The organism is Vitreoscilla filiformis (assembly GCF_002222655.1).
GTDB classification, from domain to species: Bacteria; Pseudomonadota; Gammaproteobacteria; order Burkholderiales; family Burkholderiaceae_C; genus Ideonella; species Ideonella filiformis.
Genome location: NZ_CP022423.1, coordinates 3251796 through 3266865, shown reverse-complemented (window position 1 = coordinate 3266865; position 15070 = coordinate 3251796). Strand labels below are relative to the sequence as shown.

Below are 15070 nucleotides of genomic sequence, written 5' to 3'. Positions count from 1 at the left end.
CGAGAAAGCAGAGCGAAGGGCGGTGGAACGGATCAGGCGGCGGGTGCGGACGCAGGATCCTCGGTGGCGCCATCGGCTACATCGATGGCCAAGGTGATGGCGCCGGTGGTCGGGGCGTCGTCCTCGTCCTCGGTGTCGTCGCTGGCGCTGGCGGCGATGTCATCCAAGCGCGTCAGCAAGTTGGCGTGAACCTCCAACGTCAGCATGTCCAAGCCAGTGATGCGCACCCGCACCTTGGCGTGGCGCGGCAGGTTTTCGCAGCCCAGGGCGCGGAACACCAGCGGCAGCGTGTCGGCGCGCACCAGGCCATCCTTCATCACGGCGGCGTCCAGCTCGGTGACGCCTTGCTGTTCGATCCAGCGCATTGTCCAGAAGCGTTCGATGCTGGATTGGAAGCCGTTGTACGCCGAATAAGCGCCGTCAAAGCTGGAGATGATGGCAAACAGCGTCGCGTCCTTGGGCTTGAACGGCGCCACCAGTGCAGCGGTGCGACCGTGGCGGGCGCAGGCGATGATCTGCCACTGGTTCACCATGTCCACATACCGGCGCAGCGGCGAGGTGGCCCAGGTGTACTGCGCCACGCCCATGCCGGCGTGCGGCGCGGGTTTCACGCCCATGCGAACCTTCACGCCCGGCGCCATGCTGGCTTGGCTGCGATAAATGCCCGGCACGCCGCATTCGGCCAGCCAACCGCCCCAGGTGCTGTTCGCCAAAATCATCGCTTCGGACACGATCAAGTCCAGCGGCGCCCCCCGGCGGCGTTCGGTGATGCGCACGGTTTCGCTGCCGTCCGGCGCGTGCTCGGTGTCGTCGCGCTCCAGGCGGAAGTTGTAGTCCGGTCGGTTGAACAGCTCGGGCTTGCCGCGCACCACCTCGCGCTGGGCTTTCAGATGTTTGGCCAGGCGGAAGCAAAACGCCAGCTCGGGCGCAAACGGGTACTCGGCCACGGCGTCGCCGCTCAAGCTGGCCTCGGTCACCACCTCGTCGAGCTGGTCGTGGCGCAGGTTCATGGCGATGGGCACGCGCTCCAGCCGGGTTTCGCTGCTGCGAATTGCCAGCGTGGCTTCGTCCATGCGCACATACAGGCTCACCGCCGGGCAATCCCGCCCTTCGATCAGCGTGTAGCGTTGCACCACCTCGTCGGGCAGCATGGTGATTTTCCAGCCCGGCATGTACACGGTGGAGAGTCGATCTCGCGCCACCTTGTCCACCGGCGAATCCGGCGCGATGGCCAGGGCCGGGGCGGCGATGTGGATGCCGAACACAATCTCGCCACTGCCCAAGCCGGTGACGGAGAGCGCATCGTCGATTTCCGTCGTCTGCGAATCGTCAATCGAGAACGCTTGCACGGCGGCCAGCGGCAGTGCGTCGGTGATCTCGGGCGCTTGCAGCGGCGGGAAACCGGCCCCCTTGGGGAAGGTTTCAAACAGGAAACGCTTCCAGTGGAACTGGTAGGGGCTGGTGATGGCGCCGGCGTCCTTCAGCAAATCCAGCGGTGCGCGCTGGCTGCGTTTGGCGGCGTCCACCACGGCTTTGTATTCGGCGCCGTTTTTGTCCGGCTTGAACAAAATTTTGTAGAGCTGCTCGCGCACCGGTGCCGGGCAGGTGCCGGCCACGAGTTCTTCGGCCCACGCCTCAATCTGCGCGGCGAGCTGCTTTTTGCGCTCGATGCCAGCCAATGCGGCCTTGACGATGTCGTCCGGCTGCTTTTTGAACACGCCTTTGCCGGCGCGGCGGAAGTAGTGCGGCGCTTCAAACAGGCGCAGCAGCATCGCCACTTGCAGCTCGGGGCCAGCACTGGCGGAAAAATAATCCCGCGCCAGCTCGGCAAAGCCAAACTCACCGTCGGGGGCGAATTCCCAGGTCATGTCGAGGTCGATCTCGACGGCCTGTTTTTGGGCTTCAGCGAGCAACTGTGCCGGCTGCGGTTTGTCGAAGCGCAGCAGCACATTGGCGGATTTCACTTTGACGCGCTTGCCAGACTCCAGCTCGATTTGCATCGAGCTGTCGGCTTCGGTCATCACGCGGCCGGCGAGGAATTTGCCGGCATCATCGAACAGGGCGTACATCACCAGCGAATTGTCGCCGATGGGGCCGCCCGTGGTGCGATCTCAGAGCGTCATGCCGCCGGTGACTTCCAGCACCACACCGTTGATGTAGCTGGCTTCGTCGCTGGCCAAGAAGGCGTAGACGTTGGCGATTTCTTCCGGCTGGCCCAGGCGGCGCAGCGGCACGTCAGCGGCCAGGGTGGAGGTGATCTTCTCCGGCATGGCAGCGACCATCGGCGTGAGGATGAAGCCCGGTGCCACGGCGTTGACGCGCACGCCCTTGGGGCCGAGTTCCTTGCTCCACGTCTTGGTGAAGCCGATCACGCCAAACTTGGTGGCCGCGTAGTTGGTTTGGCCGAAGTTGCCATACACGCCCACGACGCTCGAAGCGTTCAGGATCACGCCCGACTTTTGCTCAACCATGATGTCCGCCACGGCTTGGCCGCAGTGGAAGACGGCGCGCAGGTTCACGTCGATCACGGCGTCGAACTGCTCTTCGGTCATTTTTTGCAGGCGCGCATCGCGGGTGATGCCGGCGTTGTTCACCAGCACATCGATGCGGCCAAACTTTTCCTTCACGGCAGCGACCATGGCGTTGATGGCCGGACGATCGGTCACGCTCAGGGCGAAACCTTCGGCGGTGGCGCCCAGTTCACGGCAAGCGGCGACGGTGGCGTCCACGCCTTCTTGCTGCAAATCGACGGCGATGACGATGGCGCCCTCACGGGCGAATTTCAGCGCGGTGGCCAGGCCAATGCCTTGAGCGGCGCCGGTGATGATGCTGACTTTGGAAGAAAGACGCTGAGTCATGAGCAAGACGCCTCAGGGGCGTGGAGTGAGAGAAAACGGAGGATGAAGGGCAGATGCGCCTCGAAATCCGACAGCGCATGGTCGCTGCCTTCGATGATGCGTGTCTGACTTCGCGCATGAAGGGCCTGCATTTCGCGCCAATCCAACACTTCGTCGCCGGTGGCGATGAGGGCGGCGTAGCGTTCGGGTCGGGTGAGGGCAGACGGGGCCATGTCGCGCAGGGCGTCCACAAACTCGGGGCGGAAGAAAAACCGATCAGTGGGGTCTTTCCAGTTGCTTTGTTCGCCGATGTGCCGGGCCAAGTCACGTGCGGCGTTCACCACGGGGTTGATCGCCACGGCGCGCCAGGTGGGGCGCTGTTCGGCCACCACCCAAGCGTAAAACCCGCCCAGCGAACTGCCCAGCACGGCGCTGCGTTCGGCGGGCCAGTCGGCGGTGCCGGCCAGCACCATGTCCAGCGCATCGCGTGGGGAAGGCGGCAGTTGGGGGCACCAATACTGCACATCGGGTCGGTGTTCGGCCACCCACCGGGCCAGCCGCTGCGCCTTCATCGACTGGGGTGAGGAGCGAAAACCATGCAAATAAAGCAGATGGGTCGGGGCATGCATTGAACCAAGTTTAGCCATTGCGCTCAGGCATGAATGACACTTCGAAGTCCAACTTGCACGACACTGTGGGCCATGTCAGCCGTACCGATCTTTTTTGCATCCTTGTCGCAGCCGCGTTTGCTGCGAATCGTGGCCATCATGATGGTGGCAGGGCTTCTGACGCCGAGGGTGGGTGGTGCGCAATCGGCGGTCGAAGGGGCTGCTGGATCTGCCCGCACCAGTGGCGTGGCCGCATGCACTGCGCTGCCACCTGAGCCTGTTGCCGCCCCGGCCAGTGGGGCTGGGGCCAGCACACCGGCCTCGGGAACGCCCGCTGCCAAACCCCGGGCGCCCACCTCCGCTGAAGCGGGCAAGCCTTTTGCCGAAGTGGTGCGAGAGGCCCAATGCACCCCGGGTTTGGTGCCCGTGTGGCGCAAGGACGACAGGGTGTGGTTGGAAATTCCAGCCGAGTTGCTCAACCAACCCCTGTTGTTCAGCGTCAACGTCAGCCAGTCGGCGGGGGAGCGGGGGCTGTACGCGGGGCAGATGGGGCCGAATTGGCTCATAGAGTTCCGCCGCACGCCCAGTGGCATGCAGTTGCTGGCCCGCAACACCGATTTTCGTCCTGGAGATGACCCTGCTTTGCAGCGCACGGTGAGCCAAAGCTTTTCGGACAGCTTGTTGGCCGCCTTGCCCCTGGCCAGTGCGCCCCACCCAGAACGCAAATCGGTGCTGATCGACGCAGGTTTCTTGCTGGGGGACTTGATGGCCTATGGCTCCGCCGTGGAGGTGGCCTATCGTCTGCCCTTTGGTTTGGATCGCAGCAATTCGAGCATCGAGTCGGCCCAAGGGACAGACAACGCCACCAGCATCAGCGTGCGCCAGCATTACGTGCTGCCCCGTTTGCCGTCGCCGTCGCAGCAGGCGTCTGCACCGGGGTGGTCGCTGCCATCGACGTTGCCCGATCCGCGCAGCTTCTTTGTCGGTGTGGTGTACAACTTCCGCAAGTTGCCCGAACAACCCATGCGCCCGCGTGTGGCTGATGGCCGCATCGGCCACTTCAACGACGCCTACCACGACTACAGCCACAACCCGAAGAAGTTCGACCCGAAGGTCTACATCATCAACCGCTGGCGCCTGGAGAAGAAAGACCCGGCGGCGGCGCTGTCGGAGCCGGTTCAGCCCATCGTGTACTGGTTGGATCAGAACATTCCTGAGCGTTACCGTGCAGCGGTGGCGGCGGGCGTGCTGGAGTGGAACAAGGCGTTTGAGCGCATCGGTTTCAAAAACGCCATTGAGGTGCGCCAGCAGCCCCAGGGCGCGGACTTTGACACCCTTGATGCCAACCACGCTTCGATCCGTTGGTACATCGGGTCGGATGCCTCGGTGGCCGTGGGGCCGCGCAACGCCGATCCGCGCAGCGGCGAAATCATCGATGCTGACATTGCGTTGGCCGACGTGTTTTCGCGCTCACCCCGGCAGTGGCTGGTCGAGAACGACGTGAACGCCACGCCCGCGCCGCCCCTGCCCAATCTGCGCAGTTGGTGGGAGCGCGATCACAGCGGCGACAAGTGCCATTACGCCAGCGAAGCTGCGCAGCAAATGCATTTTGCGCTGGACATCCTCGAAGCCCGGGGCGAGCTGACGCCAGACAGCCCGGAGGCGGATGCGTTCGTGCAGTCGGTGCTGAAGGAAACCATCATGCACGAGGTGGGGCACACCTTGGGGCTGAAGCACAACTTCCGCGCTTCGACGGCGTTTTCGCCCGCCCATTTGCGCAACCCAGTGCTGACGGCTGAGCAAGGCATTTCCGGCTCGGTGATGGATTACAACGCCTACAACCTGCCGCTGCGAGGCGAGCCCCGCACGACCATGGTGCAGCCGACCTTGGGGCCGTACGATTATTGGGCCATCGAGTACGCCTACAAGCCGTTACCGCCTGAGCAAGAGGCCGAGGCGTTGGAGCGCATTGCCTCGCGCAGCCACGAGCCGGGGTTGGCCTTCGCTGACGATGCCGATGTGGATGGCCCCAATGCGGTCGATCCCCGGGACAACCGCCACGATCTGGGCAATGACCCGATGGGCTGGAGCGAGCGCAAAATCCGCTTGGCGCGTGAGTTGTGGACGCATGTACAAAACCGCGAACCCCAGCCGGGTGACGATGTACAACGGGCTCGGCGTGGATTGGTGCGCGGATTCCGGCACCTGCAAGGTGTTCCCGAGATTTTGGCCAAGCATGTGGGGGGGATGTCGGCGGAGCGTCCAGACCCCAAAGCGCCCGGGCGGCCGCTGTACCGTCCCATTGACGCCGCACGCCAGCGTGAGGCGCTGCGGCTGCTGACGACCGAGCTGTTCGAGGTGGGCAGTTTCCGCTTCAAGCCGGAATTCTTGGCGGCCATTGCGCCTGAGTATCGGGAGTGGGGGCGTCCATCGCCTGTGAGCATCCCGACGCTGGTGCTCCAGTACCAATCGCAAGCGCTCAGCCGCATCTTCAATGCGGGGACGGTGCAGCGCGTGCTCGATACGCCCAACTACCTGCCGGCTGCACAGCGGGCTTCCGCGTTGCGCTTGGATGAGGTGTTCCAAACCCTGCAAGACGCGATCTGGAAAGAGGCCCGCAACCGCCAAGAAGTTGAGCTGATGCGCCGCAATTTGCAGCGGGAGCACCTGCGTTTGCTGGTGCTGTGTTTGCGCAACCCGGAAGCGCTGCCAGCCGATGGCATCAGTTTGCTGCGCTGGCATGCGCAGCGTTTGCAAACCGAGCTGAAGGGTGCGGCGGCGCAGGGCGGGCTGAGCTTGATGTCTCGGGCGCACTATGCGGACAGCTTGAAATGGCTGTCCGAAGCCCTGTCCGCCGGGATGACGCGCAACTGAGTGAGCGCAGCGCGGACAGCGGTGGCGCGCTCAGCCTCCCCCCGTCCGCGCTGACAGGGCGGTCAGCAGTTGGGCGTGAATGCCGCCGAAGCCGCCGTTGCTCATGCACAGCACGTGGTCACCGGGGCGGGCGGCGCGCACCACGGCTTGCACAGTGGCGTCGATGTTGGCGCAAACCTGGGCCCGTTGACCCAAAGGCGCTAAGACTTGACGGGCGTCCCAATCGAGGCCGCCGCTGTGGCAAAAACTCAGATCGGTGCCTTCCAACGCCCAGGGCAACTGGGCTTTCATGGTGCCCAGTTTCATGGTGTTAGAGCGCGGTTCGAACACCGCCAACAGGCGCTCTGCCGGCCCTATTTTGCGGCGCAGCCCCTCCACCGTGGTGCGGATCGCCGTCGGGTGGTGTGCAAAATCGTCGTACACCTTGACGCCGCCGGCTTCGCCGCGCAGCTCCAAGCGCCGGCGCACGTTGGCAAAGCGGTTCAGCGCCGCCGCTGCGCGATCCGGTGCCACGCCGACGTGCTCAGCCGCTGCCAGCGTGGCCAAGGCGTTCAACTGGTTGTGCTCCCCCAGCAACGCCCACTCGACCCGCCCGACCTTCAAGCTGCCGCGCAGCACATCAAAAGCGTGCGGCTCGCCCCGGGCACGCAAGGCGCCGGGCACTTCTTTGCGCGCGCCGAAATGCACCACCTCACTCCAGCAGCCGCGTTGGAGCACCCGTGCCAGCGCTTCTTCGCGCAGGTTCACCACCACCCGCCCTTGCGCGGGCACGGTACGCACCAAATGGTGGAATTGGGTTTCGATGGCGGCCAAATCAGCAAAGATATCGGCGTGATCGAACTCCAGGTTGTTGAGAATGGCCGTGCGCGGGCGGTAATGGACGAACTTGCTGCGCTTGTCGAAAAACGCGGTGTCGTACTCGTCCGCCTCGATGACGAAGGGCGCACCGGAGGCCCCCAAACGCGCCGACACACCGAAGTTTTGCGGCACCCCACCCACCAGGAAGCCGGGCTGCAAACCCGCTTGATCCAGCACCCACGCCAGCATGGACGTGGTGGTGGTTTTGCCATGCGTACCGGCCACGGCCAGCACATGACGACCATGCAACACATGTTCAGCCAACCATTGCGGGCCGCTGGTGTAGGCCGCGCCAGCGTTGAGGATGGCCTCCATCAACGGGAAGCGCTCACCCCGTGTGACCACGTTGCCGATGACGAACACGTCCGGCTTCAAAGCCAGTTGCTCAGCACCATAACCCTCGATCAGCTCGATGCCCAGGGCACGCAACTGGTCGCTCATGGGCGGGTAGACGTTGGCGTCGCAACCGGTGACGGTGTGGCCAGCTTCGCGGGCCAGGGCGGCCAAGCCCCCCATGAACGTGCCACAAATGCCCAGAATGTGCAGGTGCATATCAGGTGCGCAGTTGTTGCATGCCGATCCACTCCTCGCCAGGCGCGACGCGCACCGGGTTGGCGATCTGTGCCGCTTCGATGCACAGCATCTGGCGCCAATCGTCGTCGGGCATGTCGGGCAGGGCGGCGCAGCGTTCGGTGCCGGGCGTCCAGGTCACCACATCTTCAAAGCCGCTTTGGCTGAGATGCACGCGGTGGCCTTGTTCGCGCAGCGTCACCGGGCCAGGCACATTGAAGTAAATGCGATCCAGCTCGCCCAGCACCGTCAGCACATCGCCCCATTGCTCGCCCGGCTGGTTCAGCACCGCGTCTTCGTAGGCCACGTTTTGCAGGCCTTCGACCTGCAAGCGCAGCACATCGAGGCAGCGCAAGTAGGTGTGCAGTGCGCCGGTGAACTCGAAGGCGGTTTCGCCGGTGTTGGTGACGGCCAGCTCGATGTCCAGCTCGCGGCCCGTGATGCTGATGGTTAGTTCCAGGCTGAAATCGTGCGGCCAGATCGCCCGTGTGGTGTCATCGCTCTCGAACCGCAGCACGCCGATGGCGCAACCGCCGCGCACCACCTGCTCCACCGGTTGCCAAGCGCGGCTGCGCACAAAGCCGTGGCGCGGCAGCGGCCCGCGTTGGTTGAACTGCGGGAAGATCACCGGCACGCCGCCGCGCACCGAGGTGCCTTCGCCATAACGGGCGGTGGGCGAAAGGTAAAGCTGTTCTTCGCCACCGGCTGGCACCCACGAAACGAGGTGTGCGCCATGCAGCAGCACCGTGGCTTGGGCGCCGTCGGGGGCGCGCAGGCGCAGGGCGGGCTGGCCTTGGAAGTCGCTGAGTTGCACCGTCATCGCTCAGGCACCCAGCGCGGCTTCGGCGGCCATGACTTCATGCGCAGCGGAGACCGTGGCCGCGATGTCGGCTTCGGTGTGGGCGGCGCTGACAAAACCGGCTTCGTACAGCGCCGGCGCGAGGTACACCCCGCGATCCAGCAAACCGTGGAAGAAGCGGTTGAAGCGCTGCTGGTGCGAGGCCATCACCTGCGGGTAGTTTTGCGGCAGCTCCGAGGCGAAGAAGAAACCGAACATGCCGCCTTGGCTGTCGGTGCAGAACGGGATGCCGTTGGCATCCGCTGCCGCTTGGAAGCCCGCCACCAGTGCCTTCGTCTTGACGGCCAGCGCCTCATAAAAACCAGGCTTGGCGATTTCCTTCAGCGTGGCCAGCCCACAGGCCGTGGCCACCGGGTTGCCGCTCAAGGTGCCGGCTTGGTAGACCGGGCCCAGCGGCGCCAGCTTTTCCATGATGCGCCGCGTGGTGCCAAACGCGGCCAGCGGCATGCCACCGCCGATCACCTTGCCGAACACCGAAATGTCGGGTGTGAAGCCGGGGATGGCTTGTGCGTACAGGCTTTGCGCCGAACCCAGCGCCACGCGGAAACCCGTCATCACCTCATCGAAGATGAAGAGGGCGCCGTGCTGGTCACACAGCTCGCGGATGCGCTTCACGAACGGCACGGCGGCGCGCACAAAGTTCATGTTGCCGGCGATGGGCTCGATCATCACGCAGGCGATTTCGGCGCCGTGGGCGGCAAATGCGGCTTCGATCTGCGCGATGTTGTTGTATTCCAGTACCAGCGTGTGCTGCACCACTTCGGGCGGCACGCCAGCACTCGTGGGATGGCCGAAGGTGGCCAAACCCGAACCGGCCTTCACCAACAGGGCGTCGGCGTGGCCGTGGTAGCAGCCTTCGAACTTGATGATCTTGCTGCGGCCCGTGGCACCACGTGCCAGGCGGATCGCGCTCATGCCGGCTTCGGTGCCCGAACTCACCAGGCGCACTTGCTCGATGCTGGGCACCAGGGCGATGATGGCCTCGGCCAACTCCACCTCGCGCTCGGTGGGGGCGCCGAAGCTGAAGCCTTCGCGGGCGGCGCTCAGCACTGCGTCCAACACGGCGGGGTGGCCGTGGCCCAGGATCATGGGGCCCCAGGAGCCGATGTAGTCGATGTAGCGGGTGCCCTCGGCATCCCACATGTAAGCCCCCTCGGCGCGGGCGATGAAGCGCGGCGTGCCGCCCACGGCGCGGAAGGCTCGCACGGGCGAGTTCACGCCCCCGGGGATGCTGCGCTGGGCGCGCTCAAACAGTTGAGCGTTGGTTGTGCGGGAATCAGTGGACACGGCGTGGGCCTCCGTTTTTGTTGTTGGGGGGATCGTTGGCGGCGTCGGGCGTGAGAAGTTCTTCGCCTTCCAAGCCCTCTTCTTCGGGTGGAATGGCCCAGAAGAAGCGATCCGGAATGACATTGCCCATGCCCGGGCGGAAACCGGCATCCAGGCTCTGATCCAAAAATTGCAGCGCCTCACCGACGGCAGCGTGAACCTCGCTGCCCACAGACAGCAATGCCGCCATGGCCGCCGAGAGGGTTTCACCCGCACCGATGAAACCCACCTCGAACAGTTCGAACTTTTCACCGGTGATGGCGCCTTGGGCGGAGGCCAACACGTTGTCGATGAACTGGGTGGCGCCGGCGCCACGCAAAGGCAGCATCACCCCGGTGACCAACAGCAGCGGCGTGCCTCGCTCTGCTGCGGCCACGGCCAGCTCGCGTGGTGAGGCGGGGCGGTCGGACTCCCAATCGGGCAGCAGAAAGTCGGTGAGGGTTTTGTGGTTGCCAATCAACACCTCGGTGGCCGGCAAAATCAACTCGCGGAAAGCTTCCAGATAGCTTTGCTGCGCGTCGTCGTCCATCCACGACAGGTTCGGCAGGTAGCTCACCACCGGCACCTCGGCATAGTCCGACAGAATTTCGGCCACCGCGCTGATGTTTTCTGCCGAACCCAGAAAGCCCACCTTGAAGCCGGACAGGGTCACGTCTTCCAAGATGTTGCGCGCTTGCTCGACGATGACTTCGGCGTCGATGGGGTGCTGGTCAAAAATTTCAGCCGTGTCGCGCAGCAACAGGGTGGTGATCACGGGCAGTGCATGGGCACCCATGGCCGCGATGGTGGCCATGTCGCCGCCCACGCCGCCGGCGCCGCTGGGATCGTTGGCGTTGAAGCACAGCACGCAGGCGGGTGGCAAAGCGTCTTGGGGGATATCCATCGCTGCGCCGGTGTCGGGGGAAAGGGTGTGGGTCATCGGAGAGCCGGGAAGCGGTGGGAAAAGCACAGCACGACCGAGGCCATTGGGCTGTGCGTACGACGGGTGTCGCAGCGAAGTTGGCGACTCGGCCTTGCCGTTTGGGCACAGGCCGTCGCTATACTCCGAGAGAATCAATTGTAGTGATCTGGCGTTGTGACCGTGAGCGAACCCCGAACCTGGATGTGTCTGATCTGCGGATGGATTTATCGCGAGGCAGAGGGTGACCCCGAGCACAACATTCCTGCGGGAACCGCCTGGGACGATGTGCCTATGAATTGGACATGTCCCGAGTGCGGCGCCCGCAAGGAAGACTTCGAAATGGTTCAGATCTGACAGGACCGTCGGCTCGGCCCGTGCAGGCCGGATCGACCCATCCCAGGGTGCACATCTCTTGAGGGGCGCAAGGTGACCGAACAAGGTCTGGCAAGAAAGCCGGGAACAACCCGGGTGCTCGTCATTGACGACAGCAACACGATCCGCCGCAGCGCGGAAATCTTTCTCAAGCAAGGCGGCTACGAGGTGGTGCTGGCAGAGGATGGTTTCGACGCGCTGGCCAAGGTCAATGACTTGGAACCCAACGTCATCTTTTGTGACATTTTGATGCCGCGCCTGGATGGCTACCAGACCTGCGCCATCATCAAGCGCAACCCCCGTTTTACCAAAGTGCCGGTGATCATGCTGTCTTCGAAAGATGGCGTGTTTGACAAAGCGCGTGGTCGGATGGTGGGTTCGGATGACTACCTGACCAAACCCTTCACCAAAGATCAACTGCTGACTGTGGTCGCGCAGTTCAGCACCAGGGCTGCCGCTTGATGGGGCCGCACGGCTGCCGTGGCACTTCACCTGAGATCATTGCCTGACGTACAAGGACCTCCATGAGCATTCACAACATCTTGCTGGTTGACGATTCCAAAACGGAATTGCACTACCTTTCCGACATCCTGACCAAGCGTGGTTTCAGCGTGCGCACGGCTGAAAACGGCGAAGAGGCCATGCGACGCCTGGAAGAAGCCAAGCCGGATCTGATCCTCATGGACGTGGTCATGCCGGGCACCAATGGCTTTCAGCTCACGCGCTCCATCACGCGCGATCCGCGTTTCGTTGACGTGCCGGTGATCATGTGTACCAGCAAAAACCAGGAAACCGATCGCGTCTGGGGGTTGCGTCAGGGGGCTCGCGACTATGTGGTCAAGCCCGTCGACGCCAACGACCTGATGGCCAAGATCCAGGCCCTGGGCTGAGTCCCGCGCTCGCTATCCCGGGATCGACATGTCAAACAAAGATGCCCTCAGGGAGTTGCAGCTTCGGCTGGCCAGCCGGCTTCAGGCTGCACGGGAGCGCCCTCGCAGCTCCGGTTGGTTGGCGGTGGAGTGTGCTTCGGTGGGGTTGTTGCTGCCGTTGACGCAGGCCGGTGAGATCCAGCCAGCGCACGCCGTGACCCCCGTCCCTCACGCTAAACCTTGGCTGCTGGGCGTGGCCAATGTGCGTGGCCAGCTCAACGCGGTGCTCGATCTGGGGGTGTTCTTGCGCGTGCGTCCGCCCCAGACTCCCGGCACGCCCCTGCGTTCAGGGGCTCAGCTGGTCGCGTTGAACACCCAGTTGCGCGTGAATTGCGCGGTGCTGGTGGATCGCTTGGCGGGTTTGCGTGACGCTGATCAGCTTGAGTTGCTGGCACCCGAGGACAGTTCCCGAGGTCGCCCTCCTTTCGCACCACGTCAGTGGCGCGACACACAGGGGCGTCAATGGGATGAGCTGGATTTGGTGGCGCTGGTGCGCGACCCGTTGTTTCTGGATGTGGCGGCGTGAAATCCCGACACATGCCAACCCTGCCATGCCTGCTGCTTGGCATGCGCCGATGAAAAGAGGATGAGATGAGCCTGCTTGATCAGTTGAAGGACAAGTTCGGTCACCGCACCGATGCGCACCCGGATGCGTCGATGGATGGCGCAGAGGCTCCGCACCATCAGGACATGGATCAGTTGCTGAGCCAAATCGACCAGCGCTTGGCTGCCAAGCAGCCCGGGGCGGCCGCTGCCGCAGGAGGGCGGGATTGGTCGGGTGGCGACAACAACGTGCCGGTGCCCCCACAAGACACGGATGTCGACGTGTCGCTGCTGGCGCCGTCCTCGACGTTTGGCGACGAGTCCACGGGGCTGCCCCTGATCGGTAAGCGCTCTGCGGTGGTGCAGCAGCGCGTGCTGGGTGCGCTGGTCGGTGTGGGGTCTGTGGCCTTCCTGTTGTCGGGGGCTTTGGCGCTGACGGCTGCCAACCAGCGGGCGGCCCAGTTGGGTGCCACGGGTCAGGCGCTGATGCAGTCGCAACGGTTGGCCAAGTCGGTGACCCAGGCGCTGATTGGGGTGCCTGCTTCCTTCACTGAAGTGAAAGAGGGCAGCGAGGTGTTGGCCCGAAACGCACGGGGCTTGAAGAACGGCAACGATCAACTGACGTCCGTGCCCTCCAATGTGCGGGAAGTGCTCGACCCGCTGTTGCCGCTGGCCGACCGTGCGGAAAAGAACGCCGCCGTGATTTTGACTCAGCAGGCTGTGTTGACCCAAGTCGGTCAGGCGCTGCGGGCCATCAATCGCCAGTCCACAGAACTGCTGGAAACCTCCGAAACCGTTTCTTCGCTCAAGTTGCAGGCCAATGCCTCCGCCATTGAGGTATCGACGGCGGGTCAGTTGGTGATGTTGACCCAGCGTATCGGCAAGAGCGCCAACGAGTTCTTGACACTGGAAGGCGTGAGCCCTGAGGCCGTGTTCCTGCTGGGTAAGGATTTGAACTCGTTCCGCGAAGTGATCGAGAACTTGCTCAAGGGCAACCCCGAGTTGCACTTGCCTCCGACCAACGATCCGCAGACGCGTGAGCGTCTGGAGTTCCTGATCAAGCAGTACGAGGAAACCCGTAATCAGGCCAGCTCGATTTTGAGCAACTTGCAGGGCTTGGTGTCCGCTCGTGAGGCCCAGACCAACATCCTGAACGACAGCGAACCGCTGCGCAAAGGCTTGGAATCGGTGCAGGCCGCGTTGGAGCGCCAGGGTGGGCTGGGGGTGATTCACGCCATTGTGCTGGCCTTGTCGGCGCTGTCGGTGTTGGCCGGTGGTGCGGGCTTCCTGCGGCTGTACGTGCGCAACCAGGCGCTGCGGGCCCAACAAGCTGAAGCACAACGGTTGGCCGCTGAAGAGCAAGAACGCGAAGCCAAGCGCATCAACGACGCCAACCAGGCCGCCATTTTGCGTTTGATGAACGAACTGCAAAGCGTGGCTGAAGGCGATTTGACCCAACAAGCAACGGTGACCGAAGACATCACCGGCGCCATCGCCGACTCGGTGAACTACACGGTGGAAGAACTGCGCTCGCTGGTGGCCCAGGTGCAGATGACCGCTGAACGGGTGTCCAGCACGACGCAGCAGGTGGAAGCCACCTCGACGGAACTGCTGGCCGCCTCGACCGAGCAGCTGCGCGAAATTCGTGAAACCGGTGAGTCGGTGCTCGAAATGGCCGGCCGCATCAATGACGTGTCTGCACAAGCGCAACAGACCGCTGAAGTGGCTCGCAAGTCGCTGGCGGCGGCGGCGTCGGGTCGTCAGGCGGTGATGGACACCATCGGCGGCATGAACACGCTGCGTGAGCAGATCCAAGAAACGTCGAAGCGGATCAAGCGGCTGGGTGAATCGTCCCAAGAGATTGGTGAAATTACCGAGCTGATTTCGGACATTACCGAACAGACCAACGTGCTGGCTCTGAACGCCGCCATCCAAGCCGCATCAGCGGGTGAAGCCGGGCGAGGCTTCTCGGTGGTGGCTGAAGAAGTGCAGCGGCTGGCCGAACGTTCCGCTGACGCCACTCGGCAGATTGCCGCTCTGGTGAAAACCATTCAGACCGACACGCAAGACGCTGTGGCCGCTATGGAGCAGTCGACGCAGGGTGTGGTGCAGGGGGCGCGGCTGTCTGACGCTGCCGGTACCGCGCTGGCAGACATTGACCGTGTGACACGCGAACTGGCCCAACTGATTGGACAAATTTCGGACGAAGCTCGCCGCGAAGCTGAATCCGCCAACGTCGTGGCGGCCAACATCCAGCACATTTTTGCGGTGACCGAGCAAACCGGTGAAGGGACACGCTCGACCGCTGAAATGGTGCACGATCTGTCGCGCTCGGCTGACGAGCTGCGCCAGTCGGTGGATCGATTCAAGATTGCCTGATGACTTTGGCCGTT

General features: G+C 63.7%; 13 protein-coding genes. 6 read left to right on the top strand and 7 right to left on the bottom strand.

Annotation, left to right across the window (positions count from 1 at the left end):
• Positions 1 to 32: 32 nt before the first annotated feature.
• The 3 genes from VITFI_RS15385 to VITFI_RS15375 are packed head-to-tail and all read right to left on the bottom strand — an operon-like array spanning position 33 to position 3466.
• Positions 33 to 2069: a ribonuclease catalytic domain-containing protein gene (locus tag VITFI_RS15385; protein WP_089417731.1), complete on the bottom strand. Its 2037-nt coding sequence runs from the start codon at positions 2067 to 2069 to the stop codon at positions 33 to 35.
• A 42-nt stretch (positions 2070 to 2111) separates the two neighbouring features.
• Positions 2112 to 2858, bottom strand: coding sequence for a 3-oxoacyl-ACP reductase FabG (fabG, locus tag VITFI_RS15380; RefSeq protein ID WP_089417730.1), 747 nt, complete (start codon positions 2856 to 2858; stop codon positions 2112 to 2114).
• Positions 2855 to 3466 carry a YqiA/YcfP family alpha/beta fold hydrolase gene (locus tag VITFI_RS15375; RefSeq protein ID WP_089417729.1) on the bottom strand — a complete coding sequence of 204 codons (612 nt, stop codon included), beginning with the start codon at positions 3464 to 3466 and terminating at the stop codon, positions 2855 to 2857. Before VITFI_RS15375 ends, fabG begins: the two co-directional genes overlap by 4 nt.
• Before the next feature lie 72 nt (positions 3467 to 3538).
• Here VITFI_RS15375 and VITFI_RS15370 point away from each other — a divergent pair, with 72 nt between their 5' ends.
• Positions 3539 to 6319 (top strand): zinc-dependent metalloprotease, encoded by a 2781-nt coding sequence (locus VITFI_RS15370; protein WP_198301519.1) that lies wholly within the window; start codon positions 3539 to 3541, stop codon positions 6317 to 6319.
• A 30-nt stretch (positions 6320 to 6349) separates the two neighbouring features.
• Here VITFI_RS15370 and mpl read toward each other — a convergent pair whose 3' ends face one another.
• The 4 genes from mpl to thiD are packed head-to-tail and all read right to left on the bottom strand — an operon-like array spanning position 6350 to position 10851.
• On the bottom strand, positions 6350 to 7729 hold the full coding sequence (mpl, locus tag VITFI_RS15365; RefSeq protein ID WP_089417727.1) for a UDP-N-acetylmuramate:L-alanyl-gamma-D-glutamyl-meso-diaminopimelate ligase: 1380 nt from the start codon (positions 7727 to 7729) through the stop codon (positions 6350 to 6352).
• A 1-nt stretch (position 7730) separates the two neighbouring features.
• Positions 7731 to 8567 carry a D-hexose-6-phosphate mutarotase gene (locus VITFI_RS15360; RefSeq protein ID WP_089417726.1) on the bottom strand — a complete coding sequence of 279 codons (837 nt, stop codon included), beginning with the start codon at positions 8565 to 8567 and terminating at the stop codon, positions 7731 to 7733.
• Between the two features lie 3 nt (positions 8568 to 8570).
• Positions 8571 to 9893 (bottom strand): glutamate-1-semialdehyde 2,1-aminomutase, encoded by a 1323-nt coding sequence (hemL, locus tag VITFI_RS15355; protein ID WP_232476634.1) that lies wholly within the window; start codon positions 9891 to 9893, stop codon positions 8571 to 8573.
• A complete protein-coding gene (thiD, locus tag VITFI_RS18520) occupies positions 9883 to 10851 on the bottom strand; it encodes a bifunctional hydroxymethylpyrimidine kinase/phosphomethylpyrimidine kinase (protein ID WP_232476633.1) in 969 nt (322 codons plus the stop codon). The genes hemL and thiD overlap by 11 nt, the downstream gene beginning before the upstream one ends.
• 183 nt (positions 10852 to 11034) lie before the next feature.
• Here thiD and VITFI_RS15345 point away from each other — a divergent pair, with 183 nt between their 5' ends.
• From VITFI_RS15345 to VITFI_RS15325, 5 genes are all read left to right on the top strand, one after another.
• Positions 11035 to 11187, top strand: a complete 153-nt coding sequence (locus VITFI_RS15345; protein ID WP_089417724.1) for a rubredoxin — start codon at positions 11035 to 11037, stop codon at positions 11185 to 11187.
• 114 nt (positions 11188 to 11301) lie between these two features.
• Entirely contained in the window at positions 11302 to 11667 is a 366-nt protein-coding gene (locus VITFI_RS15340; protein ID WP_269768732.1) for a response regulator, read from the top strand.
• A 62-nt stretch (positions 11668 to 11729) separates the two neighbouring features.
• The gene (locus VITFI_RS15335; protein ID WP_089417723.1) at positions 11730 to 12095 is read left to right on the top strand and encodes a response regulator; all 366 of its coding nucleotides are present in this window, start codon (positions 11730 to 11732) and stop codon (positions 12093 to 12095) included.
• A 28-nt stretch (positions 12096 to 12123) separates the two neighbouring features.
• On the top strand, positions 12124 to 12660 hold the full coding sequence (locus VITFI_RS15330) for a chemotaxis protein CheW (RefSeq protein ID WP_089417722.1): 537 nt from the start codon (positions 12124 to 12126) through the stop codon (positions 12658 to 12660).
• 65 nt (positions 12661 to 12725) lie between these two features.
• Positions 12726 to 15056 (top strand): methyl-accepting chemotaxis protein, encoded by a 2331-nt coding sequence (locus VITFI_RS15325; RefSeq protein ID WP_089417721.1) that lies wholly within the window; start codon positions 12726 to 12728, stop codon positions 15054 to 15056.
• Positions 15057 to 15070 lie beyond the last annotated feature (14 nt).

Excerpts from the sequence above, each read along its gene's own strand:
- mpl (WP_089417727.1), bottom strand. The coding sequence starts at position 7,729 with ATGCACCTGCACATTCTGGGCATTTGTGGCACGTTCATGGGGGGCTTG.
- VITFI_RS15375 (WP_089417729.1), bottom strand. The coding sequence starts at position 3,466 with ATGCATGCCCCGACCCATCTGCTTTATTTGCATGGTTTTCGCTCCTCA.
- VITFI_RS15385 (WP_089417731.1), bottom strand. The coding sequence starts at position 2,069 with ATGTACGCCCTGTTCGATGATGCCGGCAAATTCCTCGCCGGCCGCGTG.
- VITFI_RS15345 (WP_089417724.1), top strand. The coding sequence starts at position 11,035 with ATGTGTCTGATCTGCGGATGGATTTATCGCGAGGCAGAGGGTGACCCC.
- thiD (WP_232476633.1), bottom strand. The coding sequence starts at position 10,851 with ATGACCCACACCCTTTCCCCCGACACCGGCGCAGCGATGGATATCCCC.
- VITFI_RS15335 (WP_089417723.1), top strand. The coding sequence starts at position 11,730 with ATGAGCATTCACAACATCTTGCTGGTTGACGATTCCAAAACGGAATTG.
- VITFI_RS15370 (WP_198301519.1), top strand. The coding sequence starts at position 3,539 with ATGTCAGCCGTACCGATCTTTTTTGCATCCTTGTCGCAGCCGCGTTTG.
- VITFI_RS15330 (WP_089417722.1), top strand. The coding sequence starts at position 12,124 with ATGTCAAACAAAGATGCCCTCAGGGAGTTGCAGCTTCGGCTGGCCAGC.
- VITFI_RS15360 (WP_089417726.1), bottom strand. The coding sequence starts at position 8,567 with ATGACGGTGCAACTCAGCGACTTCCAAGGCCAGCCCGCCCTGCGCCTG.
- fabG (WP_089417730.1), bottom strand. The coding sequence starts at position 2,858 with ATGACTCAGCGTCTTTCTTCCAAAGTCAGCATCATCACCGGCGCCGCT.
- VITFI_RS15325 (WP_089417721.1), top strand. The coding sequence starts at position 12,726 with ATGAGCCTGCTTGATCAGTTGAAGGACAAGTTCGGTCACCGCACCGAT.